Here is a 21843-nt window from a genome sequence, read left to right as displayed (position 1 = left end):
TTCAATACTCGTCGTTTCGATAGAAAGCGGCCGTGTTGGCCTCTGCGCGCGCCTGGATAACCGCGTATTCCTCGACCTGCTCATGCGTAGCGCCATCGGCCAGATTCGCGTCAAGGATCTCGTCGAAGATCGCGTCGGCGCGCTGCTCGATCCACGCCTCGCGCGCTGCGTCTTCGCGGTCGCGCAGGTCGAGCACGCGGTCGCAATAGGCGTCGTAGGCGCGGGCGATGGCTTGGGCGTTCATGACCGATCACACACGCACGTACGCAAACGACTTTGCGATATACGCGGCGACGTGATGCCGGCCGATCTCGACGCGCGGCCCCGTGATCCCGTTGCGCAGGTTCTCGCGCTTGGCGACTTCGAGCTCGCCGTCGAAGTGCGCATGCGTCATGTTCTTGATCGCATGCGTCTGCTCGGCATAGCGACGCTCGGCAGGCGTGAGGCGCACACCGGTCGTTACATGGCGCAGGTCAACGTCGATCACGCGCGCGGCCATCTCCTGCGCCTCGGCCGAGATACGCACGTCAACGTGCTCGTTGCGGAAACGGATCGGATTCATGCTGCAAGGTCCCAAAGTTCGAAATACACGCTCGATTCCACGAGAAACGTGCGCACGGCGATCTCGCTTTCGAAATCAGCGATGTCGCGCGTCACGATCAGGTACTCGTCGCCAAAGTCATCGACTCCGAACACCGGATTTACGATCGCGGCTCCGTCAAATTTGGCGAGGATCATTTCTCGCCTCGGCTGAAGTACTCGACCTCGCACTCGATACGCTTCGCACGCTCGGCACGCAGTTCTATAACCTGCGCGGGCGTCGGCTGACGCAGCGGGACGCCTAAGCGCGCACGGTTCGGGTTGATGGGGGCGGCGCGCATGTCAGGCCGCGTCGATCATTCGCGAGAACAGTTCATGCGCGCTGGTTTGCAGGGCGAGAACCGTAGGTTCGAGCTTCGCCCATGCGGCAGCCCATGCGGCAGCCCCTGCGGCAGCCCATGCGGCATCCCATGCGGCAGCCCCTGCGGCATCCCCTGCGGCAGCCCGTGCGGCAGCCCATGCGGCAGCCCCTGCGGCAGCCCATGCGGCAGCCCCTGCGGCATCCCCTGCGGCATCCCATGCGGCAGCCCGTGCGGCAGCCCATGCGGCAGCCCGTGCGGCAGCCCATGCGGCATCCCATGCGACAGCCCGTGCGGCAGCCCATGCGGCAGCCCATGCGGCAGCCGCATCCTTCTTGGCTTCGTCGAGCTTGGTCTGTGCGGCCTTGAGTTCGGCAACGCACGTGATGGGCGGAAGCGCCTTAAGCGTGTCGGCGTGATGTGCGAGGCCCGGATTCAGCGCCAACCATGCCGCGGTATGCACACGCACGAGCCAATCCATCGCCATCCAGCCGCGCTTCTGCGATAACTCGGGCGACTTGCGCGTACCGACGAGGCGCATGATGTACGGCTTGAGTTGAGCGCGCTCCGCATCGCTGCGCATGCCGTCGTTCCATGCCATGCCGAACGAGCGCAGGACCGGATCAACGCACTGCGGGTTATCGCTGAAGGGCTCGCCGGCAAACATTGCCACGACTTCGAGCAGGCAATGTCCGTCGTCCGGACCGCTGTGTCCTCCGCGATGCAGATCAATCGTCGCCAGATCGTCCAGTGTCAGTTCCATCTCGTCCTCTCGGTTGGTGTTAGTTGGCACGCTGCAGGCGCGTGACCAGTGCTTCGAAATCGGCGTCATTCAGGCCAGTCGCATCGACCCACGCGTCGTACTGCGGGTAGTTGCCAGTCGAGCGATCAAGCGGATGGACCCAGGCGCTAGCCATGCCGTCAGGGCTTACAAGGAACAGGTATCCGGGCATGGCGTCCTCTCGGTTGGTGGGTGCGTGAGAGGAAGTGTAGGCATTGCCTTATTTCGTGTCAATAGGCATTGCCTTATTTTTTGGGCGAGCAAAACAGATATGGGGAGACGGCGAGTTAGAAGCTAGTGCAGGTCCAGAGATTGCCAGCCCAATGGCAATTTGTAGTAACGGGAGGCTGATATGTCGGCGGCGGTGTCTTGGCCTGTTGAATCGCGGCAGCTGCCCCAAGGATTGCAAGCATTTGCGCCGAGCGAGCTTGGTCAGCCTCGGCTTGCGCTTGCTGCTGTCGAATGTGCATATCCGCGATGGCGCGAGCTTGATCCCAATCGCACTGCGCGTTTCGGTTGATTATTTCGTTCTGCGCGGCGTTTAGAACAGCTGGCTTCCCACCCAACAAGAGAATCGCGCAGAGATTCGGAGTCGTCTCTTGCGCGGCCATCATCGCCAGCTTTTCGGGCGATGGCGAGATAGCGCAACCTGTCAATATGAAGGCTGCTAAGGTGCATGGTCGGAAAGCTTTTGGAAGCATGAAAATCTATCCCCTATAGATATCAAGCAGTCTGCCACTCAGATACAGCGTTAACTCAAGGAGTGGGAGGGCGTTGAGCGCTGTCACACCTTGCATTTGATAGTCCAGCGCGCCGCCTGGTACTTCTTGAATTTGAAGGCGACCGCCGCTGCGGCGGGTGCCAAATGCAGGGCCTCTCTTAAAAGCATTCATCGAGACGACGTTATTTAGATCGTTTCCCGAGCCCCAATTTTTGACCATTCTCTGCCCCTCGTCTGGCCGCGCGCGCGCTTTCAAGCGTTCCGCTCTCATCGTGCGTTAGGTTTTCTTTGGCATGGGCGGCAAAGCGATTAAGGACTTTTTCTAGCTGGTCAAGACCGCGCTCGTCCAATTGATGCTTAGTCACCGCTGCAACGATCTGGCCGGCGAGAATCGCAGCCCGATCTTGTAAGTGATTTTTTACGCCAGAAGAAACAAGTGAGTCATTCGGAGAAATCCGGCCTTCAGATTTCATTACCGCATCCGTAAACGGCCCAGGCTCAAGGCCCCAATGCTCCGGCCCCACAACATCAGCGAATAGAGAAAAGAGACGGGGGAGATGTTTTTTGTCGATGCGACCGTATTTCATCCAGTCCTGAACGGACGGAACGGCCACGCCAAATGTCGCAGCAACCTCCCGTTGTAGGAGGCCCTTTTTTTTGATGGCGGCGCGGATGGCAGCGCCCAGTTCTGGACCCGTAAGCATTGCCTTATTAGGCATTCCCACGGTTAGGTATGGCAATGCCTTGCTTTCGCTAAGGTATTGCCTTATTCTTGATCGCATGGATACCTCATCGAAAGCTGCTGTGCTGCGCGCCAGCGAACTTGTGGGCGGGAAGGCCGCACTCGCGCGCCTGACCGGGGTTAAACCTCAAACGGTCCAACAGTGGGCCAACGGAGAACGTCCCGTGGCACCCGTCCGATGCGTGTTGATCGAACAGGCAACGAAGGGCGAGATCACCCGTCGGGATCTGCGCCCGAGCGATTGGGCCGCGCACTGGCCCGAATTGACCGCTCCTGGCCATCCCTCCACCGAGCAGGCGACGGCATGAGCTTTTCCCTTCGTGATTTGGATGAAATCGACGCGCTGATTGACCGCGCTTCGAATCCTGTGCATCGGGCAGTCGGTCGGGCAGATCCGGCCGCGTTGTCGCCGAGCGCATTGCTCGTGAATCTCGTCGCGCCCGCTTTGGCGAAAGAGCTTCGTGCTCGTCTGCAAGCCGAACAGCAGGCGACGCCATGACGGGCGCCCTGAAAGAAACCCCCGAGTTCAAGGCGTGTGTTGAGGCGATCTGCGAAATCATGAGAGCGCAACTCAAACCCCTCGACGTCGAGGCTACGTACCGTCGCGAAGGCCGGGTGCAGGTCGAAATGGCCGCGATTTCTCGTACTGCTGCTCTAGCTCGAACAGCCCGTCGTAGATCACCCGAGAGACTGGGTTCTCTGACTCGGAGAACTGCGTCTTTCCGAAATCCGCTCGATCGCCAAGTTGGTTCACTACTGCTGACACCGGCAAAACGCCGGCTTCGTGCAGAGCGCGCACGAGGGCGTAGTACGCCTGCAAGTGGGCGTGCAGGGCAGTCAGGGTGAGTTCGTCCACAGGAGCCTCCAGTCGGGTCCAGGTTGATGTGTGAGAGCGGAAATCTTGACATAGCTGGGGGCTCCTCCTAACGCGGCACTTTCGAGTGCCTTTATTTGGCGGCTTTTTTGCCTCTCAACGCCACTCAACACGCTTGAGGCGAGATGTGAACCAAACGCAAATGAGCTTTCCCGTCGAGGTTCGACCGGAAGAAGTGATGCGAAAGAAGACCCTGGGCGCGGCTCTGGAACTCTGCGCGGAGATTGGCGGCTACGCCTTCGACAAGTCGCTACAGACCGATTTGAACGTCGACAAGGGGCAGTTCTCGCGCTGGCAGAACGGGAGCGAGGGCGTCATCTGGCCGAAGTTCGTGCGCCTCATGGATTTCTGCGGCAACGATGCGCCCTTGCTCTGGATGATTCACGACCGCGGATATGACCTGAACACGTTGCGTCGGCGTGAGACCGAAACCGAGCGCGAGAACCGCTTGCTGCGGGAAGAAAACGCAGCTTTACGGCGTGCGCTTCAGGTGGCCCCGCAATGACCGCCAAAAAATTTTGCACACCAGTCGGTCATTCCGACTCGTCAGCAGATGTTGTGCCCTGCAACACATTCGGGGTCGCTACGTATGAATGACGCTCAAGCAGAACTCGACGCCGCGCGCGAGGCACGTATTGCCGAATACGCGCAGCAGATGGTCCAGGCGCTCAACGGCACCGACCGTCGCCGCGCCTACACGCGCATGTGCGCCGAGATTCACAAACGGTCGCCCGAGCAGATCGAGCGTATGGAACAGCAGCAGGGGACGAGGTAAGAGGCCATGGCAGCAGACTGGATCAAAATGCGTTCGGACCTTGCAACGCATCCGAAAGTTGTCCGCATTCTGTCCGCATTGAAAGCGGACAAGTCTCGGACAGAAAGCGGACGCGTGTCCGACAAGTTGCAAGTGATCGGTGCATTGCATGCGGTGTGGTCACTGTTCGACATTCATTCCGAGGACGGTCGGCTCGAAGGCTATTCGAGCGATGTGATCGATAGTCTTATTGGATTTGAAGGTTTCGCAGCCGCGATGATTTCCGTGGGCTGGCTTGAGCAGGACGGCGAAACCCTTGTCATGCCTAGGTTTGACGAGCACAACGGAAAATCTGCGAAGCGTCGCGCCCAAGAGGCCGTCCGCAAAAGAGAGGAAAGAAATGCGGACACGCGTCCGCAATCTGTCCGCGAAACGTCCGCAAGCGATGCGGACAAAAAGCGGACTAGAGAAGAGAAGAGAAGAGAAGAAGAAAAGAATATGTTGCCCGACGCTGTCGCGGTCATCGATCACCTCAACGAAAAGGCCGGTCGAAACTTCGAAGTCGTCGAGTCGAACACGAAATTCGTTTTCGCCAGGATGCGGGACGGAGCGACCGTCGAGCAGTTGATCGCGGTGGTCGACGCCAAGGTGCGCGACTGGCTGCACGACCCGAAAATGTCCGAGTACCTGCGGCCGTCGACGCTCTTCAACGCCGAGAAATTCGCGCAGTACGCGGGTTCAATCGGCGTGTCGAGGTTCGACGGCCACGCCTCTGCGCTGTCTATCGACCCAGTGCAGGCCGAGTGGATGCGAGGTGCGTTATGACCCGCTATCCGCAAAACGCCGAGCCGTTGGTCGCCATGCGTCAGCGCGGCGAGAAGCCCGAATCCCCGGTGCTCGTCAGCCTCGTCGGAAAACTCGAGTTTCCGAATTTGACGCTGATCGCACGGCCTTCGCAGGCTTACGACTGGCGCCCTCTGGTGGGCCTGGATGTCGAGGTATTCGCGTCGCACGCCGTGCCGTTTGGCGAACTGCTGCGCGCGCTGGCCGACATTGCTGCAGTCGTCCCCGCATCGATGGTCCTCACGTTCCCGCGCCAAGCCCGAGTGCATTGCGGCGACTGGACGCAGGTCAGCGACTTCCGGCTGTTCGACTGGTTCCCGATCGGCGTCGACCTCGTGCGTTACCCGGGCGGGGGAAAGCTCGCTTCGCTACTGTGGGCCGAACTCGGAAAGTCCCTGCCAATCCCGTACGTCGCGGCGACGCACGCTTTTCTCGCTGTCGCACAGGAGGCACAAAAATGCGCGTGATCCCCGACGACATCGACTGGAATGCGTACGCCAGCGACGAAGACGACGGCCGTGCCGACGTGCGTCGCGCATCGGATTGGGCTGATGCTGTCGCGCAATATTTTCACGGCGAGGACGAGCAGGTCGTCGGCACACCCACCCCCTGGGGAAAGGTCGAAAACCGGATCATGTTCCGCCCGGGTGAAGTGACGCTATGGCCTGGCATCAACGGCCATGGCAAGTCGGGCGCTGTTGGCTTCGTGATGCTCAATGCCATGGTCAGCGGCGCGCGCGCGTGCATCGCCTCGCACGAGATGGCGCCGGAAGCCACGATGAGCCGCATGTGCCGGCAGGCCGCGGGCTCGAATCTGCCGACGATCGAACTGATCGAGCGATTCCACCGCTGGACCGACGATCGACTTTGGCTGTACGTGCATCGCGGTGCCGTGACGCCGCAACGCATGATCGCCGTCTCGCGCTACTGCCGCAAAGAGCTCGGCGTCGACCACATGGTCATCGACAGCCTCATGAAATGCGGCATCGCCCCGGACGATTACAACGGCCAAAAGACCTTCGTTGACGGTTTGTGCGTGCTCGCGCGCGACACCGGGCTGCATATCCATCTCGTGCACCACTTGCGCAAAGGCGAGCGCGAGACCGACGTTCCCGACAAATTCGGCGTCAAGGGCGCGGGCGAAATCACCGACCTCGTCGACAACGTGCTCATCGTCTTTCGCAACAAGCGAAAGGAGACGCAACTCGAAACCGAGGCCGATCAGAAAAAGCGCGAGGAACTGGTGCTGCTGCCCGACTCGTTCCTCATTTGCGCCAAGCAGCGGCATTTCACCTGGGAAGGAAAGGTGTCGCTGTGGTTCGACAAGGACAGCCAGCAACTTCTTGAAGGGCCGAGTGCGGGTCGACGGTATATCGACTTCGCCAGCGGCGCTTGGAAGCAGGAATGGAACCGATAGGAGACCGCAATGCCAGGCAAAACACAGACCGCCATCCTCGAACACCTTGAATCGGCCGGCGAGCAGAGCACCGAGCAGATCGCACAGTTCCTCGGCGTGCAGCGCAATCGCGCAAGCTGCGTGCTGCTCGGGATGGAAAAGACCGCCGCCATCATCCGCGTGCGCGAGGAGGGCAAAGGGACGAGCAAGGTCATCTTCTGGCGCCACGCGACCGAGGAGGAGATCCTGAACCCGCCGAAGCAGGTCAAGCCGGAGTTCCCCGCGAACTGGCCGCGCGTTGACTGGCTCGTCGCTGGATGCATGGACCGGATGGTGCGGAGGTCAGCATGAGCCAATCCAGCACGCCAAAAGCCGATACAGCCCGTCTGCTGCCCTGGCGCAGTGGCGAGACTGTCGTCACACGGTCAGACCTGTCCGAGACCGCAGAGAGCGTTTGCGCGCGTGAGGCGAACTATGCGATCCGCCGAGCAATGGACAACGCGCGGTCCGACGACGAGATGCGCCGAGCGACCGAGGCATTCGCGCGCGCCAATCCGAATACGCCCGCGCTCATCGACATGAGCCGCAGCGCCATCGTGCCGTTGCACCGGCCTGGGAGGGAACTATGAGCGAAAACCTAACACCATGGATTCACGCCTCCATCAAGCCGATTCGACGCGGCTGGTACGACGCGACGTTTTGGGGGTCGTATGCGCTGCGCCCAACAGAGCGCTTTTACTTCGACGGGAAGCATTGGCGCTATGGGCCCCGCCAAATGCGCTCGGGCTTCGGAAACGGTCGCGTACTTGCGGGCGAACATTGGCGCGGTCTCGCGGAGAAGCCAGCATGACGATCATCGCGGCCATAGATCCTGGCCTGACTGGCGCACTCAGCGTGCTCGACGACAACGGCGCCGTGCGACTGATCGCCGACCTGCCGACGATGCCCACCGAGGGCAATGGCACGATCAAGCGCGAGTTCGACGCGCTCGCGTTCTACGCGCTCATGCGCGGCGCCGTGAAAGCGGACGAGTCCGCGATCTGCGTCATCGAGCATGCGGCACCGTTCGGCAAAAGCATGCTCAGCGCCGCCGCGCTCGAAGCGACGAAGGCTGGCGTGCTCGCCGTGCTGCGTATCCAGAAGCATGACGTGCGGCGCGTCGCACCGACGACGTGGAAAAAATTTTTCGGCTTGAGCGCGGACAAGGACGCATCCCTTACCCTCGCGCGCGGCATGTACGGCCATCTGCCCGAGCTCAAGCGCGCCAAGGATCACAACCGGGCCGAAAGCCTGCTCATCGCCCGCTGGGCACAGCGCAATCTCACCTGAAAGGAGAAATTCATGAATCTGCACGCCAACTTATCCTATCAAGGCTCCCATCAAGACTTCAATGTGGCGCCGTCGGACGGAGCTGCGTCGCTCGTGCGCGCCTTGTTTGCCCACGTCCATGCCCTTTCTGCGTCGGTGACGATGATCGAGGAGCGACTTCAGCCGGTGAGTTTGCCGCCGTCGAAAAAAGGGGAATCCGGCATCAATTCGTTGGCCCCCGTTCCTTCCGACGCTCCGATCATCTGCGATCTGCAAGAGCTCGCCGCGCTGCTGACTCGTGAGCGCGAGCGGATCGATTCGATTGGCACCGCGTTGCGCGTTTAACGAGTATGGCCGGCCTGCCTCACCGGCAAGTGGTGCAGGGGTAGCGCCCAGAGCCCCGACTGGCCGCCGATAGCGGCCGATTTCCGCCCTTAAAACGGAGCCAGCAATGAAACTCATCAAATTCGCGTTCATCCTCGCGCTCGGCGGCGTCTGTGGGTATCAGATCGAAGCGACGCGCGTCCAACTGACCTGCGAGGCCGACGACGGCGCCACGATCATTCACGGCGTGCCGTACCTGTGCTTTACGCAACGGCAGATCAATCAGATGCAGCGCGGTCATGGAGACAGCGCGTGAAGACGATCTATCTGGCCCGAGAAAGCGATCGAAAGATCGTCGCAGATATCGACCGAAAGACGGCCGCAGCTCCGCCGGGATCGGTCGTGCTGCTTACGAATATCGAATACGCCATCGCGCAGGAGCTGATCCCGCTTCAACTGTCGGACGAGGAAGCCAAAGAAAAATGAGACAGATCGAATACTCACCGCCGACCACACTCACGGGGTTTGTCATGCCTGAGATCCGAACGATGGATTTGCGCGAGCTCGAAGGGCGCCTTGAGAACTGGGCCCGGGCTCAAAGGTCCGGATGGTCCGGAGCTCAAGCCGGGAGCGCCGAGGGGAACTATCGCTATCCGGGTGTGCTGTATCGCGACCGCACCGACGATAGAGGGCCGGTCGACCACGCCGACGCCGGCCTCGTCAACGTCGCTTGGCAGGCGCTCATGGCTCTCGACAAAGACGTCCTTCAGATGCACTACGTCTGGAGCGCTCCCGCCTCATTCATTTGCCGCCGGCTGAAGCTCAAGCAGGGGCGCGGCAATGAGCACGTGTTCGATTTCGCGCTCTACCATGCCCACGACGCGATATGGGACCGGCTTCAGAGAAATGTTGTAAACGCCAAGAATCGTGCCTATAATCCGCGCAGATTACTGAATCCGGCATCGTCCGAGTGAATTGGCCTGAAGGTCTGGGCCAACTTCACTCCGAGCCAATCGAGCCCGCGCGCAGAAATGCCGCGGGCTTTTTCGTTTGCAGCGGGTGTAAGCCACCGGTAGACAGACGGGTTCATACCCCGCCAGAACGCGGTTCGATTCCGCGCCCCGCTACCAGATGTCTCCTCTCGCCGAAAGGTGAGTTTCAGGTGCCCCGACCGGTCTCGCAGCGGTCGGGGCTTCTTTTTTGGAGCCAGCACATGGCGAAGCTCACGACGGCCGCGCGCAAGTCGATGCCGAAATCCGAATTCGGGCTACCGGGAAAGAAAGCCTATCCGATGCCCGACAAGAGCCACGCCGCGAACGCCAAGGCGCGCGCATCGCAGGCTGTCGATGAAGGCCGCATGTCGAAGGGCACGAAGTCGAAGATCGACGCCAAGGCCGATCGAGTGCTCGACAAGGGCCGCGACAAGGAAGCCAGTCACCCGGCGTCGCACGACGAGTTCGAGCGGCTCGGCCGCGATTGAGATGTGGAAGGCGCTCGGCTGGACGATCAGCGTGCTGATCCTCGCGGTGATCGTGACAGCGATGGCACTCGCCGGGCATGCGTTGAAGTGCTGACTTGGAGCGCTACCCGAAAGGGCGCGGCTAAAGATGGCGGACCGATACAAGACGGAATACGACGAGTTGGGCAAGAACTATTGCCTGCTCGGGGCGAAGGACGAGGACATCGCGCGCTTCCTGGGCGTGACCGATCGCACGCTGCGCAACTGGAAGCGCGATCACCCGTCGTTCGCTGAAGCGCTGGAGCACGGCAAGGCGCGTGCTGATTCGCTGGTCGCTCGATCGCTCTACGACCGGGCGCTCGGCGGCGATACGACGGCGTGCATCTTCTGGCTCAAGAACCGTCAGAAGCACGCATGGCGCGATCGTCACGAGATCGACCACAGCGGCAAGGTCGGCGTTGACCCGATTCAATTGCTGCTCTCGCAGGTCGAAGGCAGCGCACTCAAACCCAAGGATGCAGCGTAAATGAACGCTCGGCTAAACGTGGATCAGTGGAAAGATCCCGTCTGGCGTCTGCACAACCTGTACTGGATCACGGACAAGCGCGGCGAGGTCGTCAAGTTCGCGCCCAACACAGAGCAGGCCGAGTTCCTCGAAGCGCTGCACTATCGCAATGTGATCCTGAAGGCGCGGCAGCTCGGGTTCTCGACGCTGATTCAGCTCATCTTCCTCGATGCGTGCGTGTTCAATTCGAACGTGCGCGCCGGTGTCATCGCTGACTCGCTGGAGAACGTCACGACGATCTTCCGCGACAAGATCAAGTTCGCATACGACCGCCTGCCTGACGGCATCCGCGCCGAGCGCGCGCCGAAGCAGGACAGCACGAGCGAGCTGCTGCTGTCGAACAATTCAAGCGTGCGGGTGGGGACGTCGATGCGCTCGGGCACGCTGCAATACCTGCACGTGTCCGAATTCGGCAAGATCTGCGCGAAGCATCCGGAGAAGGCGCGCGAAATCGTGACTGGCGCAATCCCGGCCGTCGCGCAAGACGGATTCCTGTTCGTCGAATCGACCGCAGAGGGCCGCGAAGGGCCGTTCTACGAGATGGTTGAGCGTGCCCGCAAGCGTGTCGGCCAGCATCATCTTGCGATCGAGGAACGGTTTCACTTCTTCCCGTGGTGGCGCCGCGACGAGTATGAGGCTCAGCCCGGCTCTGTCGTTCTCTCGCCGCTCGACACAAAGTACTTCGACGAGATCGAACGCAAGACGGGGGCGCCGCTGTCGGACCGCAAGCGCGCCTGGTACGTGGCGACGCGCACCGTTCTGAAAGAGGACATGAAGCGCGAGTATCCGAGCACGGCCGACGAGGCGTTTGAAGCATCGAACGAAGGCGCTTGGTATCGCGAGCAGTTCGATACGATGCGCCGCGATCGGCGCCTGTGCAACGTGCCATATGAGCGCTCGGTACCCGTCAACACGTTTTGGGACTTGGGCGCGAACGACACCACGGCGATTTGGTTTCACCAGATCGTGGGCCCTGAAGACCGCTTCCTGCGCTTCTACGAGGCCAACGGCCGCACGCTCGACCATTTCGTTCAGGTCCTGCGCGACACCGGCTACAACTTCGGGAAGCACTACCTGCCGCACGATGCGACGCACAAGCGGCTGCAGACGGGATTCCACAATCGCAGCGTCGAGCAGATGCTGAACGACCTCGGTGTGCGGGACACGGAGATCGTGCCGCGCATCGACGACGTGACCGTCGGCATCAAGCAGACCCGCATGGCGCTGTCGTCCGCATTCATCGACATCGAGCACTGCAAGGAAGGGATCGAGCACCTTGAGAAGTACTCGAAGGAATGGGACGAGAAGGGCGGCTGCTGGAAGGACTATCCGAAGCACGACAAGCATTCGAACGCCGCAGACGCACTGCGCCAGTGGGGGCAGAAGCAGGTCGGATTGCGTGATCGCTCCGACTGGGGCGGCGATCTGAAGTACTCGAAATCGGGGGTCGTATGAGCATCGCATTGCAGGCGCAGGTCGATCGGCTGGAGCAGCGCGTGGCCGAATTGGAGTCGCGCCTCGAAGGGTTCAGCCGTTTCGAAATGCTGAGCCTCATGGCCGCCATCGAACTGCGTCTAGAAAAGATCGAGGGCGCGAAGACTCCGCAAACCGCCAAGAAGGTGCCCGCGAATGGCTGAAGACTCGAAGCGCATGAGCGATTCCGAGTTGCTGGCGCTCATCGGCAACTACGAGAAGTCCGCGCTTGGCTCATCGGTGTCGGTCGGGCCGTCCGTCGGCGGCAACATCAAGCCGGCGGCGCAGAACATGACGACGCTCGAACTCGACCGATACAACGCGCTCAACGCGTATTTCGGCCGGCCGCTCGGCAACGAGATCGAGGACCGCTCGCAAGTCGTGCTGCCTGAGCTGCGCGATACGGTCGAATGGATCATGCCGACGCTGATGGAGATCTTCGTCGGCTCTGGGAAGCCCGTCGTGTTCGACCCTGAAGCACCGGGCGATGAAGATCAGGCCGAGCTCGAAACCGAGGTCGTCAACTGGGTCTTCATGAAGAAGAATCCGGGCTTCATCATCCTGCACGACTTCCTGAAGGACGCGCTGCTGCTGCGCAACGGCTACGTCAACAGCTACTGGCTCAAGAAGCGCAAGACGGCGGTCGAGTCGTACACGGGCCTCACCGAAATCGAGCTCGCGATGCTGATGCAGACCGACGACGATATCGAGGTGCTGGAGCAGGACGAGAAGGACGAGTTGATCGTTGGGCCCATGGGCGCGCAGCAGACCTCGACGTTTGACATCAAGATTCGCCGTACTCGCCAGGTCGGCGAGGTCAAGGTTGAATGCGTACCGCCCGAGGAAATGCGCGTGTCGCCGCAGGCTCGTCACGGCCTCGACGAATCGCCGTTCACCGAGCACGAGTGCAAGAAGAGCAGATCGGATCTGATCGAGATGGGTTTCGACGCCGATACCGTCAACCGGATCGAGATCGCGCAGCCGGATTGGCTGGATCTGATCGCGCTCGCTCGCAACGAGGTCACTGACGAGCTGTCCGAGGAAAATCCGAGCGATCCCGCAAGCCAATTGATCAGTCTGCGCACGGTGTTCATCCGCGTGGACTTCGACGGCGACGGGATTGCCGAGCTGCGCCGCGTGATGGTGGGCGGCGACAAGATCCTCGACAACGATGAGTGCGAGGAAGTGTCGTATTCGTACTGCTCGCCGATCCGTATGCCGCACCGGCACGTCGGCATCAGCTACTACGACCTGCTGTACGACCTGCAAGTCATCAAGACGACGCTGTTCCGTCAGGCGCTGGACAACCTGTACGTCTCGAACAATCAGCGGCTCGCTGTGGATTGGAAGAACGTCAATATGGGCGATCTGCTGACGTCACGGCCGGGCGGCATCATCCGCACGACCGGCGCACCAGGCAATTCGATCCTGCCGCTGAGCATGCCGTCGAACCTGATGCAGCAGATCCTGCCGGCGCTCGAATACTGCGACCTGCAGCGTGAGATGCGCACAGGTATCGGCAAGGACACGATGGGCGTCGATGCGGATGCGCTGCAGGACGTCACGAAGGGCGGTCAACTGGCCTCGATGTCGGCCGCGGCGAAGAAGGTCCAGCTTGTCGCGCGCTTGCTCGCTGAGGGCGTCAAGGACGTGTTCCAGAAGATCCACAACCTGCTGCGCCGGCATCAGGATCAGCAGATGCAATTCATGCTGACGAACAAGCAATGGCGCAACGTCAACCCGGCCGAATGGCGCGAGCGCACTGAGCTCGTCATCAATGTCGGGCTCGGTTCCGGCACGCGCGAGGAAGCACGCTCGAACGCCATGCTGCTCGGACAGGCTCAGAAGGAACTCGCGCAATTCGGTCTCGTCGGCCCGAAGCAGGCCTATGCCACGTTCCGCCATATCACGCATCTGCTGGGCTACGAGAACGCGACCGAGTTCGCGATGGACCCGGATTCGCCCGAGTATCAGCAGTACATGCAGCAGCACAAGCCGCAGCCGAATCCGCAGGTCCAGGTCGCGCAGATCAAAGAGCAGGGCGCAATGCAGCGCGCGCAGCTCGACGCTCAGACGACGAAGATGCAGACGCAGGGCCAGCAGGCAACCGAGAACGCGCGACTGCAATCACAACTCGTGCAAGCGCAAGCGAGTGAACAGTCGGCCCGACTTCAGGCCCAAGCGGAAATCCTGCACTCGGCGCGTCAGGGAGGGGCAGATCGCGATATCCAGATGGCGCAAATGCAGTCGCAAGAGATGCAGACGCTCATCAAGGCCTTCGCCCAGGTGCTCGCCGCGCAGTTGCGTCAGGATCCGGGCGCCAACGCAGGCGCGATGATGAATCAAGACGTGAGCGAGGTCCGCAATGGGGCTTGACGAAGACATCGCACGCGGCGGTGAAGCTGCCCAGGTGCTCGATTCGGCAGTCTTTCAGGCTGCCCGCAAGCATGTGCTCGAAGGCATCGAGGCGCAGATGCGCGCCGTTCCGCTGTCGGATCAGGTCATGCACACGCGGCTGATTACGGCGCTGCAGTGCTGGGACGCGCTGGAGAAGTACATCGAGCAGATCAAGCAAACCGGCGAGATCGCGCAGTTCCAGGTCGCGCAGGAAGAAGAACGCAAGAAGCGGTTCAGAGTTTTCGGCTGACTATGAAGCGTCCCACTGTTCAACGGTTCGCCGCGCGGCGCTCTGAAGATCAACGGTCACGTGTCGTTTGCCACGCATTGCTGCTTTGTTCCGGCCAGACCAGCGACGTCGAGTTGCCGAACTTCCCTTGCGGAAAAAGTGTTGAGTGTTGGCACGAAAGAACGGGCTGAGTTCAGGGCTTACGCCGAATACCGAACTCAGCATGGGTTGGTGAGAAAAGGGATGCATGGCGCTTCCTTTTGATCGATTGAAATGATTTTCACATAGGGCTCACTTCGGTGGGCCCTTTTTTATTGAGGTGAGCAAATGGACGGCACGCAAGCGACCACCCAAACGGGCGCCGCGGGACTGATGGACAGCACCGAATCGCAATTCGAAAGCTTCTATAACGCTGGGGCGTTCGAGCCCAGCGGGGAGCCGCCGAAGGAATCGCAAGGTGCGGATCAGTCTGCCTCGTCCAATGCCGATCAGACCGCGCAAACGGGCCAGCAAGACGACGCCACGACTCAGCATGGTCAAGGCGATGACCCGACCGCGCAAACCGAGCAGGGTGCCGAAGCGCCGACGTACGAAAGCCTTGATGCGCTGCTGACATCGCTCAAGGTCGATCCGACGTCCGTGATGAAGCTCCACGTCACCACGAAGATCGATGGCGTCGAGACGCAAGTGCCGCTCGAACAAGTGCTCAAGAGCTATCAGCTCGAAGGCCACGTCAACAACAAGAGCATCGAGCTCTCGAACCAGCGCGCGGCGTTCGAGCAAGAGCGACAAGCATTTCGCACGGCGTTCCAGCAGCAATTCACGCATAACCAGAACCTCGGCAATCTCGCGTTGCAGATGCTCAACCACGACTATCAGAAGGTCGATTGGGGGCGTCTGCGTGTCGAGAATCCGGCCGAGTTCGCCGCGATGCAGAGCGACTTTCAGCAGCGCCAAGGGCAGATCCAGAACCACCTTGCGCAGTTGCAGCAACAGCAAGCCCTCGCGCAGCAACATCAGCAGACGACGCTCCAACAGTCGATCGCCGCTGAGAACGAACGCATGCTTGGTCTGCGCCCCGAGTGGCGCGACCGGGCCGCGTTCGCGAAAGACAAAGATCAGATGACGCAGTACGCCCGCGGCCTTGGGTTCAAAGACGCCGAGCTCAGCCAGATTTTCGACCACCGTTACATGCTGATTCTGCATGACGCGGCGCGATATCAGGCCCTCCAAGCGAATGCTCCCCAGGCACTGAAGCAGGTCCGGCAAGCGCCCGTTGTGGCGAAACCGGGATCTCGGACGGACGTCAATCCCCAAGAGGCTCGGCGCGCACAGGCGGTCGAGCGATTCAATCGCAATCCCCGAGATATCGATGCGCAGACGGCGCTGTTCGATACCTTCGGCTGATTACTGGAGAGCATCATGACCGTTCCAACCGGGACCTTCCAGACCTTCACGCAGAAGAACATCCGTGAAGACATGATCAACGCGATCTACAACGTGGATCCCTACAAGACGCCGCTTCTGAACATGGCGAAGCGGACGAAAGCCGACCAGACGTATCACGAATGGAACACGGACGCTCTGGCCGCGCAGAACCTCGCGAACGCCGCAGTCGAAGGTGATAATCCGACGAGCCAGACGCTGACGCCGACGGCGCGGATGGGCAACAACACGCAGATATCCAACAAGACCGTCCAGATTTCGGGCACGTCGCAAGCGGTTATTGCGGCCGGCGGCACGAACAAGATGGGCTATCAGCTCCTGAAGAAGTCGAAGGAACTGAAGCGCGACATGGAGGGCATCTTGACGTACAACCAGGGTCGCAGCGCTGGTTCGTCCACGACGGCCCGCACGTCCGCAGGTCTGCCGGCGTGGCTGTACACGAACACCGTGTTCCAAACGGGCGGCTCGCCCTCGGGCGCAAATCCGACGCTGAACGCGAATGGCTGGACCGATGGAACGAGCACGCGGACGTACAACGGCACCACCGTTGCCGTGACCGAGGCCATGGTCAAGCAAGTGCTTCAGAAGGTGTTCAATTCGTCGGGTGAGTGCCCGGAATACGCGCTCGTGTCGTCGGTGAACAAGCAGAACATCTCGGCGTTCAGCGGTCCGGGTACGCGTTTCACGGAAGTCGAGGACAAGACCCTGCACACCGCGGTCGATGTGTACGAATCGGACTTCGGCGATGTGAAGATCATCCCCGATATCTTCCTCGCGCACTCGGGCGACATGTTCTTCATCAACCCGGACTACGTGCGTGTGGCCTATCTGCGTCCGTTCCAAACGGTTCCGCTCGCGAAGACCGGTGACAGCGATCAGAAGATGCTGATCACTGAGTACACGCTCGAAATGGGCAACGAGCATGCGCACGGCGCGATCTTCGACACGAACGGCTGATCGCGTAGTTCCTGCCTGAACCAGGGGCGTCCTTCGGGGCGCCCCTTTTCATTGGAGCGTCCGAAATGGGATGGCAAACACAGAGCCCCTGGCGACCGCTGGCCGGAAAAGGGCAAAACCTCACGCTCGGCAGCGCATCGGTGGCATCAACGGCGTTCGCTGACAACGTTCAGGCGGTGCAGATCTCGGCGACGGGAAATTGTCACGTTGCGGTGGGCGTCACGCCGACGGCTCTCACGACGGACATGCTGGTAAAGGCGACCGACAACCCGCAACTCGTCCGCGTGGCTCCCGGCGAGAAGATCGCCGTGATTCAGGACGGGACGTCGACGGGCACGCTGAACGTCATTGAAGTGACTCACTGATCGGAGCGCGCGATGAATCCGAACAGCCCGGACGGCATGAGCACGCGGTATCACGAGGAAGACGGCAAAGTCATCCTCAGCTATCAGCAGGACGTGGAGGCCGTGCTCAAGCATGCGCACGAGGCGCGCGTGCAAGAGAACACGATGGGCCGCACGCCCGACATGCGGCGCACGATGACTGTGCCGACCGTCGTGCTGCTCGACATCAAGACGCGCTATGGCTGGGATTTCATGAACAAGGATCACTGGCCGTATGTGGCGAAGATCCTGAAGGGCCCCGAATACGCGGCCTTCCGCACGACAAACAAGCGGATCTGACCATGCAAAAGTACACGAACAGTGTGGCCGATGCGTCGGGGCTGCCGGTCGCCAATGCATCGGTTCAGGTGAACACTTATCCGGCCGGCGCGCTTGCGACGATCTACTCGGACAACGGCGTGACCCAGGCCGCGAATCCGTTGACGACCGACACGAACGGCCAGTTCTCGTTCTATGCGGCCGACGGCCATTACTCGCTTTCGATCAGCGGGGACAACATTCAGCCGTTGACGATTACGGACATTCTGCTCGTCGATCTTCTCCCCGGCGACCTTCCGACTTCCCTCCCATCGTCGTCCGGCAAAGCCTGGAACAACGGCGGCGTCATCTCGGTGTCCTGACATGCTCAAACGCATTCTCGTTGCGGCCCTCCTGGCGCCGCTGCTGGCGCTCGCGCAAAGTTACCCGAGCCCCACGTTCAACAACGTCACGATCAATGGCGCTCTCACGGTAAGCGGCGGATTCCCGCCCGCGAGTCTCGCCCCCCAGGCAGCAAATACCGTCCTCGGGAATGCAGGGGCGTCCGCCGCAGCGCCTGTCGCGCTTACGGTGCCTGCATGCGCCGCTTCTGGGGGCGCCCTCAACTATGTAGGGGGGACTGGATTTTTCTGCGCAACCGGAATCGGACTCACGACCGGATCGCTCGCGCAATTCGCATCAACGACAAGTGCGCAACTGGCGGGCGTCCTTAGTGACGAGACCGGATCGGGCTCAGCCGTCTTCGCGAATTCGCCGGCGCTCGTTACACCGTCCCTCGGGACGCCTTCTTCTGCCACTCTCACAAATGCGACAGGACTACCTGTATCGACCGGTATCTCTGGCCTCGGAACCGGTGTGGCGACCGCGCTTGCAGCGACGCCCACCGGATCGGGCGGCGTCGTTCTCGCCACGAACGCTTCGCTGACGACTCCTAATATAGGCACTCCCTCAGCCGGCACGCTCACGAACGCGACTGGTTTGCCGATCGGTACAGGGGTATCAGGTCTTGGTGCCGGTGTCGCAACAGCCTTAGCGGCGGCGCCGAATGCATCTGGCGGTCTTGCTACAGCAGCCGGTCTGACGACCGGCGCGTGCGCTGCAACGGGGCTCGTTGGAGAATGCGGCACCACGGGCCTATCAAGCGGCGTCTCGATGACGACCAATACGCCGCTGAACTGCCAGTCGGTGAGCCTTTCGCCTGGCATTTGGCTGGTTTGGGGGAACGTCGTATTCAGTCCAGCATCGACGACAACCACGACGTCGTTTTATGCGGGCATTTCGACCACGTCGGCGACGTTCAACACGAACGCAGGCCAGCGTATTTACGGGACCACAGCCGCCCCTACGGCAAATATTCTGGCAGCGCCGCCGCTTGTCGTTCCCATCAGCACGACGACCACGGTATATCTGGTCGGCGGATCGATATTTGCCACAAGCACTCAAACGTGCGGCGGCATCATCAACTACCTGCGCGTTCGCTAGGCTTCGTCATGACGATCTTCGTTCGCCCGGTAGATCCGGCATATCCGACTGGTGTATCGGGCGTCTATGACTATGCGTCGCTAGGGCAGGCCATGCAGGATTGGTTCGCTCGGACGGACATTGCCGCCTACGTCGATTACTTCATCCAGAAGGCCGAGCAGAAGATCTATCGCGACATCTTCTCGATGAACCGCGGGTCTGGCGTGCGCGCGATCGAGTCGCCTTTGACCGGGACGATTGGCACCGACGGCACGCTAGCTTTGCCGGCTGGCTATCTCGGTCTGAAATACACCCTGTGCAGTGCGAGCGGTCAGATGTTCGAGCTTCAACGGCGCAACGCAGAGTTCATCTATACGCAATACCCGACGCGCAGCGCCGATAGCGTGCCGGCGTACATCGCTCGCGATGGCGCGGCCTTCACGTTCGGGCCATTCCCGGACGCGCAGTACTCGATCAGCGGCATCTACTGGCGTCGCTTCCCGCAACTCACGCAGACGAACAACGTCAACTGGATGACGGCCTATATTCCGACGATCCTACTCGCGGCGTGCAATGCGGCTGTGGCGCGCTTTCTGAGCGATGACGAGCGCCGTCAGGTATGGGATGCGGAGTATCTGTCTGAGATGCAGGACTTCCTCGATACCGATCGGGCTGAAGAACAGTCCGGCTCGGCATTCGCGATGGTGGCGGGATGATTATTCCGATCGCGGATTACGCGCCCGATCTGCCGCCGAACAACGCTTCGAGCGCGTCCGCGCGCGTGGTGAATCTGTTCCCGCGCACGAAAGAGTCGTGGGGTCCGGTGGGCACGCTCGTCGGCCTCGGCGGAACGGGGCTCGTTGGGCAATGCCTCGGCGCACTCACGGCGATCGACACAGGCGCCAACAACTACCTGTTCGCAGGCGACGCGACGAGCCTCTATCTGCAGGCACCGGGCAACACGGGATTTTCCGCACTCAACACGAATTACAACGTGGCCGCCGGCGAGCGCTGGTATTTCACGCAGTACGGCGCGAACATCATCGCGGCTTCGTACGGCCAGAACCTGCAATCGTACGTGCTCGATTCGAGCTCGGCATTTGCCGATCTGTCAGCCGAGGCGCCGCAGGGTCGTTACATCATGACGATTCGCGATTTCGTCATGGTCGGCAACACGTATGACTCGACGAACGGCGTTCAGCCGCAGCGTGTGCAGTGGTGCGCGATCGACGACCCGACGACGTGGCCGGTTGAGGGCAGCGACATCGAAACCGAACTGCTGGCGGGCTCGCAGATCATCCCTGGCGATCAGGGCTGGATCATGGGGATGGTCGGCAACCTCGGGACTGCCGACGGGGCGATCTTCTTCGAGCGCGGTATCTGGCGCGTCTTGTTTCAGGGCACGCCGACCGTGTTCGGCTTCTATCCGGCGGAAGGCGTGCGCGGGACGCCGGCTCCCAAGAGCCTCGCGCAACTCGGCGCGCTCGTCTATTACCTGGGCGAAGACGGCTTCTACGCGTTCGACGGCACGAATTCGATTCCGATTGGTGTTGACCGCGTTGACAAGACGTTCTGGGCCACTGTGAACCAGAGCTACTTGCAGAACGTCATCGGGTCGGTCGATCCGCTGAATCGTCTTGTCATGTGGCTCTATCCGTCGAATTCAGCGCCTGGCGGTATTCCTGATTCGCTGCTGGTCTATAACTGGTCGCTCGACAAGTGGGGCTTTGCGCAGGTCAACGCCGAATACATTTTCCGCGCGATCACGCAGGGCTATTCGCTCGAATCGCTGGACAGCACCGGCTACAACCTCGACACGCTGCCGTTCTCGCTTGATTCGCGCGTCTGGACGGGCGGACAGGTGCTTATGGCGGCTTTCACGCCCCAGCACAAGCTTGCCTACTTCACGGGCGCGCCGGGCGCTGCAAGCGCCGATACGGTCGAAATGGAGCCATTCTCGAAGACGGGCAAGCGCGCGCTGGTCACGACGACTCGGCCGCTTGTGGACGGCGCATCGCCGACGATCCAGATCGGCGCGCGTAACCGGCTGATCGACACGCCGACGTACAGCGCCGCGAGCGCGATCAACGACAACGGTGAATGCCCGGTGCGCGTCGATGGGCGATATCTGCGCGCGCGCATCAGCCTCTCGGGCGTCTTCACGAATCTTCAGGGCATCGAGATTCCGGACAGCGCCGTGTCACCTACGGGGTCGCGATGAGCACGCAAGGCTATCCGCTCGTGCCCTTGAGCATGAAGAACGAGGCGCAGCATCGGCAGGCACTCGCTCTGACGACGAACAACGCAGCGCAGGGAAAGATCAACGTGTCGTCGCAAGTCACGCTTGCGGCCGGTGCCACGACGACGACGGTGAAGGATTCTCGCATCGGCGCGACGACCGTGATCTCGTTCTGCCCGCTGACTGCTGACGCGGCGGCGGCGCTCTCGGGCCTGTACGTGTCGGCGCAGGTCAAAGGTCAGATGACCTTGACGCACGCGAATACGGCTTCTACCGATCGCACGTTCGCAGTCACTTTCATCGGCTGACACCC

The 21843-nt window shown here is 61.1% G+C and carries 35 protein-coding genes and 1 tRNA gene; 29 read left to right on the top strand and 7 right to left on the bottom strand.

The genetic code is table 11. The features are described 5' to 3' along the window. Window position 1: 1 nt before the first annotated feature. The 6 genes from D7S86_RS08310 to D7S86_RS08290 all read right to left on the bottom strand — a co-directional run bounded on the left by D7S86_RS08310 (window position 2) and on the right by D7S86_RS08290 (window position 3120). On the bottom strand, window positions 2-244 hold the full coding sequence (locus D7S86_RS08310) for a hypothetical protein (RefSeq protein WP_121085337.1): 243 nt from the start codon (window positions 242-244) through the stop codon (window positions 2-4). 6 nt (window positions 245-250) lie between these two features. Beyond that, on the bottom strand, window positions 251-562 hold the full coding sequence (locus D7S86_RS08305; protein WP_121085336.1) for a hypothetical protein: 312 nt from the start codon (window positions 560-562) through the stop codon (window positions 251-253). Then, window positions 559-738, bottom strand: coding sequence for a hypothetical protein (locus D7S86_RS08300; RefSeq protein ID WP_121085335.1), 180 nt, complete (start codon window positions 736-738; stop codon window positions 559-561). The genes D7S86_RS08305 and D7S86_RS08300 overlap by 4 nt, the downstream gene beginning before the upstream one ends. Window positions 739-882: 144 nt before the next feature. Continuing rightward, a complete protein-coding gene (locus D7S86_RS08295; RefSeq protein WP_121086052.1) occupies window positions 883-1662 on the bottom strand; it encodes a hypothetical protein in 780 nt (259 codons plus the stop codon). Between the two features lie 19 nt (window positions 1663-1681). Continuing rightward, complete coding sequence (locus D7S86_RS29465) at window positions 1682-1852, bottom strand: hypothetical protein (RefSeq protein ID WP_158601902.1); 171 nt, start codon at window positions 1850-1852, stop codon at window positions 1682-1684. Between the two features lie 731 nt (window positions 1853-2583). Next, complete coding sequence (locus D7S86_RS08290) at window positions 2584-3120, bottom strand: helix-turn-helix domain-containing protein (protein ID WP_147432274.1); 537 nt, start codon at window positions 3118-3120, stop codon at window positions 2584-2586. Between D7S86_RS08290 and D7S86_RS08285 the strand changes: the two genes are divergently transcribed. After that, the gene (locus D7S86_RS08285; protein ID WP_338069169.1) at window positions 3062-3451 is read left to right on the top strand and encodes a transcriptional regulator; all 390 of its coding nucleotides are present in this window, start codon (window positions 3062-3064) and stop codon (window positions 3449-3451) included. The genes D7S86_RS08290 and D7S86_RS08285 overlap by 59 nt on opposite strands. After that, complete coding sequence (locus D7S86_RS29760; protein ID WP_166444108.1) at window positions 3385-3642, top strand: hypothetical protein; 258 nt, start codon at window positions 3385-3387, stop codon at window positions 3640-3642. The genes D7S86_RS08285 and D7S86_RS29760 overlap by 67 nt, the downstream gene beginning before the upstream one ends. Before the next feature lie 93 nt (window positions 3643-3735). On the opposite strand, the gene D7S86_RS08280 is transcribed toward D7S86_RS29760, so the two are convergent. Further along, window positions 3736-3999: a hypothetical protein gene (locus tag D7S86_RS08280; protein WP_121085332.1), complete on the bottom strand. Its 264-nt coding sequence runs from the start codon at window positions 3997-3999 to the stop codon at window positions 3736-3738. A gap of 145 nt (window positions 4000-4144) precedes the next feature. Here D7S86_RS08280 and D7S86_RS08275 point away from each other — a divergent pair, with 145 nt between their 5' ends. The 27 genes from D7S86_RS08275 (at window position 4145) to D7S86_RS08145 (ending at window position 21838) form a co-directional block, all read left to right on the top strand. After that, window positions 4145-4522, top strand: coding sequence for a hypothetical protein (locus tag D7S86_RS08275; protein ID WP_158601901.1), 378 nt, complete (start codon window positions 4145-4147; stop codon window positions 4520-4522). An 84-nt stretch (window positions 4523-4606) separates the two neighbouring features. Beyond that, entirely contained in the window at window positions 4607-4792 is a 186-nt protein-coding gene (locus D7S86_RS08270) for a hypothetical protein (RefSeq protein WP_121085330.1), read from the top strand. A 6-nt stretch (window positions 4793-4798) separates the two neighbouring features. Beyond that, on the top strand, window positions 4799-5596 hold the full coding sequence (locus D7S86_RS29920; protein ID WP_205962775.1) for a conserved phage C-terminal domain-containing protein: 798 nt from the start codon (window positions 4799-4801) through the stop codon (window positions 5594-5596). Continuing rightward, entirely contained in the window at window positions 5593-6081 is a 489-nt protein-coding gene (locus D7S86_RS08255; protein ID WP_121085329.1) for a histidine ammonia-lyase, read from the top strand. Before D7S86_RS29920 ends, D7S86_RS08255 begins: the two co-directional genes overlap by 4 nt. Beyond that, window positions 6072-7031 carry a P-loop NTPase family protein gene (locus D7S86_RS08250; RefSeq protein WP_121085328.1) on the top strand — a complete coding sequence of 320 codons (960 nt, stop codon included), beginning with the start codon at window positions 6072-6074 and terminating at the stop codon, window positions 7029-7031. Before D7S86_RS08255 ends, D7S86_RS08250 begins: the two co-directional genes overlap by 10 nt. 9 nt (window positions 7032-7040) lie before the next feature. Further along, the gene (locus D7S86_RS08245; protein ID WP_121085327.1) at window positions 7041-7361 is read left to right on the top strand and encodes a hypothetical protein; all 321 of its coding nucleotides are present in this window, start codon (window positions 7041-7043) and stop codon (window positions 7359-7361) included. Further along, window positions 7358-7639 carry a hypothetical protein gene (locus D7S86_RS29045; protein WP_147432272.1) on the top strand — a complete coding sequence of 94 codons (282 nt, stop codon included), beginning with the start codon at window positions 7358-7360 and terminating at the stop codon, window positions 7637-7639. The genes D7S86_RS08245 and D7S86_RS29045 overlap by 4 nt, the downstream gene beginning before the upstream one ends. Before the next feature lie 16 nt (window positions 7640-7655). Then, window positions 7656-8339, top strand: a complete 684-nt coding sequence (locus D7S86_RS29040) for a RuvC family protein (protein WP_147432271.1) — start codon at window positions 7656-7658, stop codon at window positions 8337-8339. A gap of 12 nt (window positions 8340-8351) precedes the next feature. Continuing rightward, the gene (locus D7S86_RS08235; RefSeq protein WP_147432270.1) at window positions 8352-8663 is read left to right on the top strand and encodes a hypothetical protein; all 312 of its coding nucleotides are present in this window, start codon (window positions 8352-8354) and stop codon (window positions 8661-8663) included. Window positions 8664-8769: 106 nt separating this feature from the next. Then, window positions 8770-8958 (top strand): hypothetical protein, encoded by a 189-nt coding sequence (locus D7S86_RS08230; RefSeq protein ID WP_121085324.1) that lies wholly within the window; start codon window positions 8770-8772, stop codon window positions 8956-8958. After that, window positions 8955-9128, top strand: a complete 174-nt coding sequence (locus D7S86_RS29460) for a hypothetical protein (RefSeq protein WP_158601900.1) — start codon at window positions 8955-8957, stop codon at window positions 9126-9128. The genes D7S86_RS08230 and D7S86_RS29460 overlap by 4 nt, the downstream gene beginning before the upstream one ends. Continuing rightward, complete coding sequence (locus tag D7S86_RS08225) at window positions 9125-9616, top strand: hypothetical protein (protein ID WP_147432269.1); 492 nt, start codon at window positions 9125-9127, stop codon at window positions 9614-9616. The genes D7S86_RS29460 and D7S86_RS08225 overlap by 4 nt, the downstream gene beginning before the upstream one ends. 80 nt (window positions 9617-9696) lie before the next feature. Further along, a tRNA-Met gene (locus tag D7S86_RS08220) sits at window positions 9697-9772 on the top strand. Between the two features lie 83 nt (window positions 9773-9855). Next, window positions 9856-10122: a hypothetical protein gene (locus tag D7S86_RS08215; RefSeq protein WP_121085322.1), complete on the top strand. Its 267-nt coding sequence runs from the start codon at window positions 9856-9858 to the stop codon at window positions 10120-10122. A gap of 127 nt (window positions 10123-10249) precedes the next feature. After that, entirely contained in the window at window positions 10250-10627 is a 378-nt protein-coding gene (locus D7S86_RS08210) for a hypothetical protein (protein ID WP_121085321.1), read from the top strand. Further along, complete coding sequence (locus tag D7S86_RS08205) at window positions 10628-12121, top strand: terminase large subunit (RefSeq protein WP_147432268.1); 1494 nt, start codon at window positions 10628-10630, stop codon at window positions 12119-12121. After that, entirely contained in the window at window positions 12118-12303 is a 186-nt protein-coding gene (locus tag D7S86_RS08200) for a hypothetical protein (protein WP_121085319.1), read from the top strand. Before D7S86_RS08205 ends, D7S86_RS08200 begins: the two co-directional genes overlap by 4 nt. After that, window positions 12296-14515 (top strand): portal protein, encoded by a 2220-nt coding sequence (locus tag D7S86_RS08195; protein WP_147432267.1) that lies wholly within the window; start codon window positions 12296-12298, stop codon window positions 14513-14515. Before D7S86_RS08200 ends, D7S86_RS08195 begins: the two co-directional genes overlap by 8 nt. Beyond that, entirely contained in the window at window positions 14505-14786 is a 282-nt protein-coding gene (locus D7S86_RS08190; protein ID WP_121085317.1) for a hypothetical protein, read from the top strand. Before D7S86_RS08195 ends, D7S86_RS08190 begins: the two co-directional genes overlap by 11 nt. A 306-nt stretch (window positions 14787-15092) precedes the next feature. Beyond that, the gene (locus D7S86_RS08185) at window positions 15093-16172 is read left to right on the top strand and encodes a hypothetical protein (RefSeq protein ID WP_121085316.1); all 1080 of its coding nucleotides are present in this window, start codon (window positions 15093-15095) and stop codon (window positions 16170-16172) included. Between the two features lie 15 nt (window positions 16173-16187). Continuing rightward, window positions 16188-17168 carry an SU10 major capsid protein gene (locus D7S86_RS08180; RefSeq protein WP_121085315.1) on the top strand — a complete coding sequence of 327 codons (981 nt, stop codon included), beginning with the start codon at window positions 16188-16190 and terminating at the stop codon, window positions 17166-17168. A gap of 65 nt (window positions 17169-17233) precedes the next feature. Then, entirely contained in the window at window positions 17234-17533 is a 300-nt protein-coding gene (locus D7S86_RS08175; protein WP_121085314.1) for a hypothetical protein, read from the top strand. A 12-nt stretch (window positions 17534-17545) separates the two neighbouring features. Next, window positions 17546-17851: a hypothetical protein gene (locus D7S86_RS08170; RefSeq protein WP_121085313.1), complete on the top strand. Its 306-nt coding sequence runs from the start codon at window positions 17546-17548 to the stop codon at window positions 17849-17851. Between the two features lie 2 nt (window positions 17852-17853). Next, window positions 17854-18192: a carboxypeptidase-like regulatory domain-containing protein gene (locus tag D7S86_RS08165; protein ID WP_121085312.1), complete on the top strand. Its 339-nt coding sequence runs from the start codon at window positions 17854-17856 to the stop codon at window positions 18190-18192. Window positions 18193-18948: 756 nt separating this feature from the next. Continuing rightward, window positions 18949-20007 carry a phage adaptor protein gene (locus D7S86_RS29035; protein ID WP_147432266.1) on the top strand — a complete coding sequence of 353 codons (1059 nt, stop codon included), beginning with the start codon at window positions 18949-18951 and terminating at the stop codon, window positions 20005-20007. Further along, complete coding sequence (locus D7S86_RS08150; RefSeq protein ID WP_121085309.1) at window positions 20004-21512, top strand: hypothetical protein; 1509 nt, start codon at window positions 20004-20006, stop codon at window positions 21510-21512. The genes D7S86_RS29035 and D7S86_RS08150 overlap by 4 nt, the downstream gene beginning before the upstream one ends. Next, window positions 21509-21838 (top strand): hypothetical protein, encoded by a 330-nt coding sequence (locus tag D7S86_RS08145; protein ID WP_121085308.1) that lies wholly within the window; start codon window positions 21509-21511, stop codon window positions 21836-21838. Before D7S86_RS08150 ends, D7S86_RS08145 begins: the two co-directional genes overlap by 4 nt. The last annotated feature ends 5 nt before the right edge of the window (window positions 21839-21843 follow it).

The sequence above is a fragment of the Pararobbsia silviterrae genome (genome assembly GCF_003628125.1).
Taxonomy (GTDB): Bacteria; Pseudomonadota; Gammaproteobacteria; order Burkholderiales; family Burkholderiaceae; genus Pararobbsia; species Pararobbsia silviterrae.
The sequence above is the reverse complement of the archived record's forward strand: the minus strand, read 5'-3'. Positions and strand labels throughout refer to the sequence as shown.

Excerpts from the sequence above, each read along its gene's own strand:
- D7S86_RS08310 (WP_121085337.1), bottom strand. The coding sequence starts at position 244 with ATGAACGCCCAAGCCATCGCCCGCGCCTACGACGCCTATTGCGACCGC.
- D7S86_RS08305 (WP_121085336.1), bottom strand. The coding sequence starts at position 562 with ATGAATCCGATCCGTTTCCGCAACGAGCACGTTGACGTGCGTATCTCG.
- D7S86_RS08300 (WP_121085335.1), bottom strand. The coding sequence starts at position 738 with ATGATCCTCGCCAAATTTGACGGAGCCGCGATCGTAAATCCGGTGTTC.
- D7S86_RS08295 (WP_121086052.1), bottom strand. The coding sequence starts at position 1,662 with ATGGAACTGACACTGGACGATCTGGCGACGATTGATCTGCATCGCGGA.
- D7S86_RS29465 (WP_158601902.1), bottom strand. The coding sequence starts at position 1,852 with ATGCCCGGATACCTGTTCCTTGTAAGCCCTGACGGCATGGCTAGCGCC.
- D7S86_RS08285 (WP_338069169.1), top strand. The coding sequence starts at position 3,062 with ATGGCGGCGCGGATGGCAGCGCCCAGTTCTGGACCCGTAAGCATTGCC.
- D7S86_RS08290 (WP_147432274.1), bottom strand. The coding sequence starts at position 3,120 with ATGCCTAATAAGGCAATGCTTACGGGTCCAGAACTGGGCGCTGCCATC.
- D7S86_RS08270 (WP_121085330.1), top strand. The coding sequence starts at position 4,607 with ATGAATGACGCTCAAGCAGAACTCGACGCCGCGCGCGAGGCACGTATT.
- D7S86_RS29920 (WP_205962775.1), top strand. The coding sequence starts at position 4,799 with ATGGCAGCAGACTGGATCAAAATGCGTTCGGACCTTGCAACGCATCCG.
- D7S86_RS08255 (WP_121085329.1), top strand. The coding sequence starts at position 5,593 with ATGACCCGCTATCCGCAAAACGCCGAGCCGTTGGTCGCCATGCGTCAG.
- D7S86_RS08250 (WP_121085328.1), top strand. The coding sequence starts at position 6,072 with ATGCGCGTGATCCCCGACGACATCGACTGGAATGCGTACGCCAGCGAC.
- D7S86_RS08245 (WP_121085327.1), top strand. The coding sequence starts at position 7,041 with ATGCCAGGCAAAACACAGACCGCCATCCTCGAACACCTTGAATCGGCC.
- D7S86_RS29045 (WP_147432272.1), top strand. The coding sequence starts at position 7,358 with ATGAGCCAATCCAGCACGCCAAAAGCCGATACAGCCCGTCTGCTGCCC.
- D7S86_RS29040 (WP_147432271.1), top strand. The coding sequence starts at position 7,656 with ATGGATTCACGCCTCCATCAAGCCGATTCGACGCGGCTGGTACGACGC.
- D7S86_RS08235 (WP_147432270.1), top strand. The coding sequence starts at position 8,352 with ATGAATCTGCACGCCAACTTATCCTATCAAGGCTCCCATCAAGACTTC.
- D7S86_RS08230 (WP_121085324.1), top strand. The coding sequence starts at position 8,770 with ATGAAACTCATCAAATTCGCGTTCATCCTCGCGCTCGGCGGCGTCTGT.
- D7S86_RS08225 (WP_147432269.1), top strand. The coding sequence starts at position 9,125 with ATGAGACAGATCGAATACTCACCGCCGACCACACTCACGGGGTTTGTC.
- D7S86_RS08215 (WP_121085322.1), top strand. The coding sequence starts at position 9,856 with ATGGCGAAGCTCACGACGGCCGCGCGCAAGTCGATGCCGAAATCCGAA.
- D7S86_RS08210 (WP_121085321.1), top strand. The coding sequence starts at position 10,250 with ATGGCGGACCGATACAAGACGGAATACGACGAGTTGGGCAAGAACTAT.
- D7S86_RS08205 (WP_147432268.1), top strand. The coding sequence starts at position 10,628 with ATGAACGCTCGGCTAAACGTGGATCAGTGGAAAGATCCCGTCTGGCGT.
- D7S86_RS08200 (WP_121085319.1), top strand. The coding sequence starts at position 12,118 with ATGAGCATCGCATTGCAGGCGCAGGTCGATCGGCTGGAGCAGCGCGTG.
- D7S86_RS08195 (WP_147432267.1), top strand. The coding sequence starts at position 12,296 with ATGGCTGAAGACTCGAAGCGCATGAGCGATTCCGAGTTGCTGGCGCTC.
- D7S86_RS08190 (WP_121085317.1), top strand. The coding sequence starts at position 14,505 with ATGGGGCTTGACGAAGACATCGCACGCGGCGGTGAAGCTGCCCAGGTG.
- D7S86_RS08185 (WP_121085316.1), top strand. The coding sequence starts at position 15,093 with ATGGACGGCACGCAAGCGACCACCCAAACGGGCGCCGCGGGACTGATG.
- D7S86_RS08180 (WP_121085315.1), top strand. The coding sequence starts at position 16,188 with ATGACCGTTCCAACCGGGACCTTCCAGACCTTCACGCAGAAGAACATC.
- D7S86_RS08175 (WP_121085314.1), top strand. The coding sequence starts at position 17,234 with ATGGGATGGCAAACACAGAGCCCCTGGCGACCGCTGGCCGGAAAAGGG.
- D7S86_RS08170 (WP_121085313.1), top strand. The coding sequence starts at position 17,546 with ATGAATCCGAACAGCCCGGACGGCATGAGCACGCGGTATCACGAGGAA.
- D7S86_RS08165 (WP_121085312.1), top strand. The coding sequence starts at position 17,854 with ATGCAAAAGTACACGAACAGTGTGGCCGATGCGTCGGGGCTGCCGGTC.
- D7S86_RS29035 (WP_147432266.1), top strand. The coding sequence starts at position 18,949 with ATGCGGCACCACGGGCCTATCAAGCGGCGTCTCGATGACGACCAATAC.
- D7S86_RS08150 (WP_121085309.1), top strand. The coding sequence starts at position 20,004 with ATGATTATTCCGATCGCGGATTACGCGCCCGATCTGCCGCCGAACAAC.
- D7S86_RS08145 (WP_121085308.1), top strand. The coding sequence starts at position 21,509 with ATGAGCACGCAAGGCTATCCGCTCGTGCCCTTGAGCATGAAGAACGAG.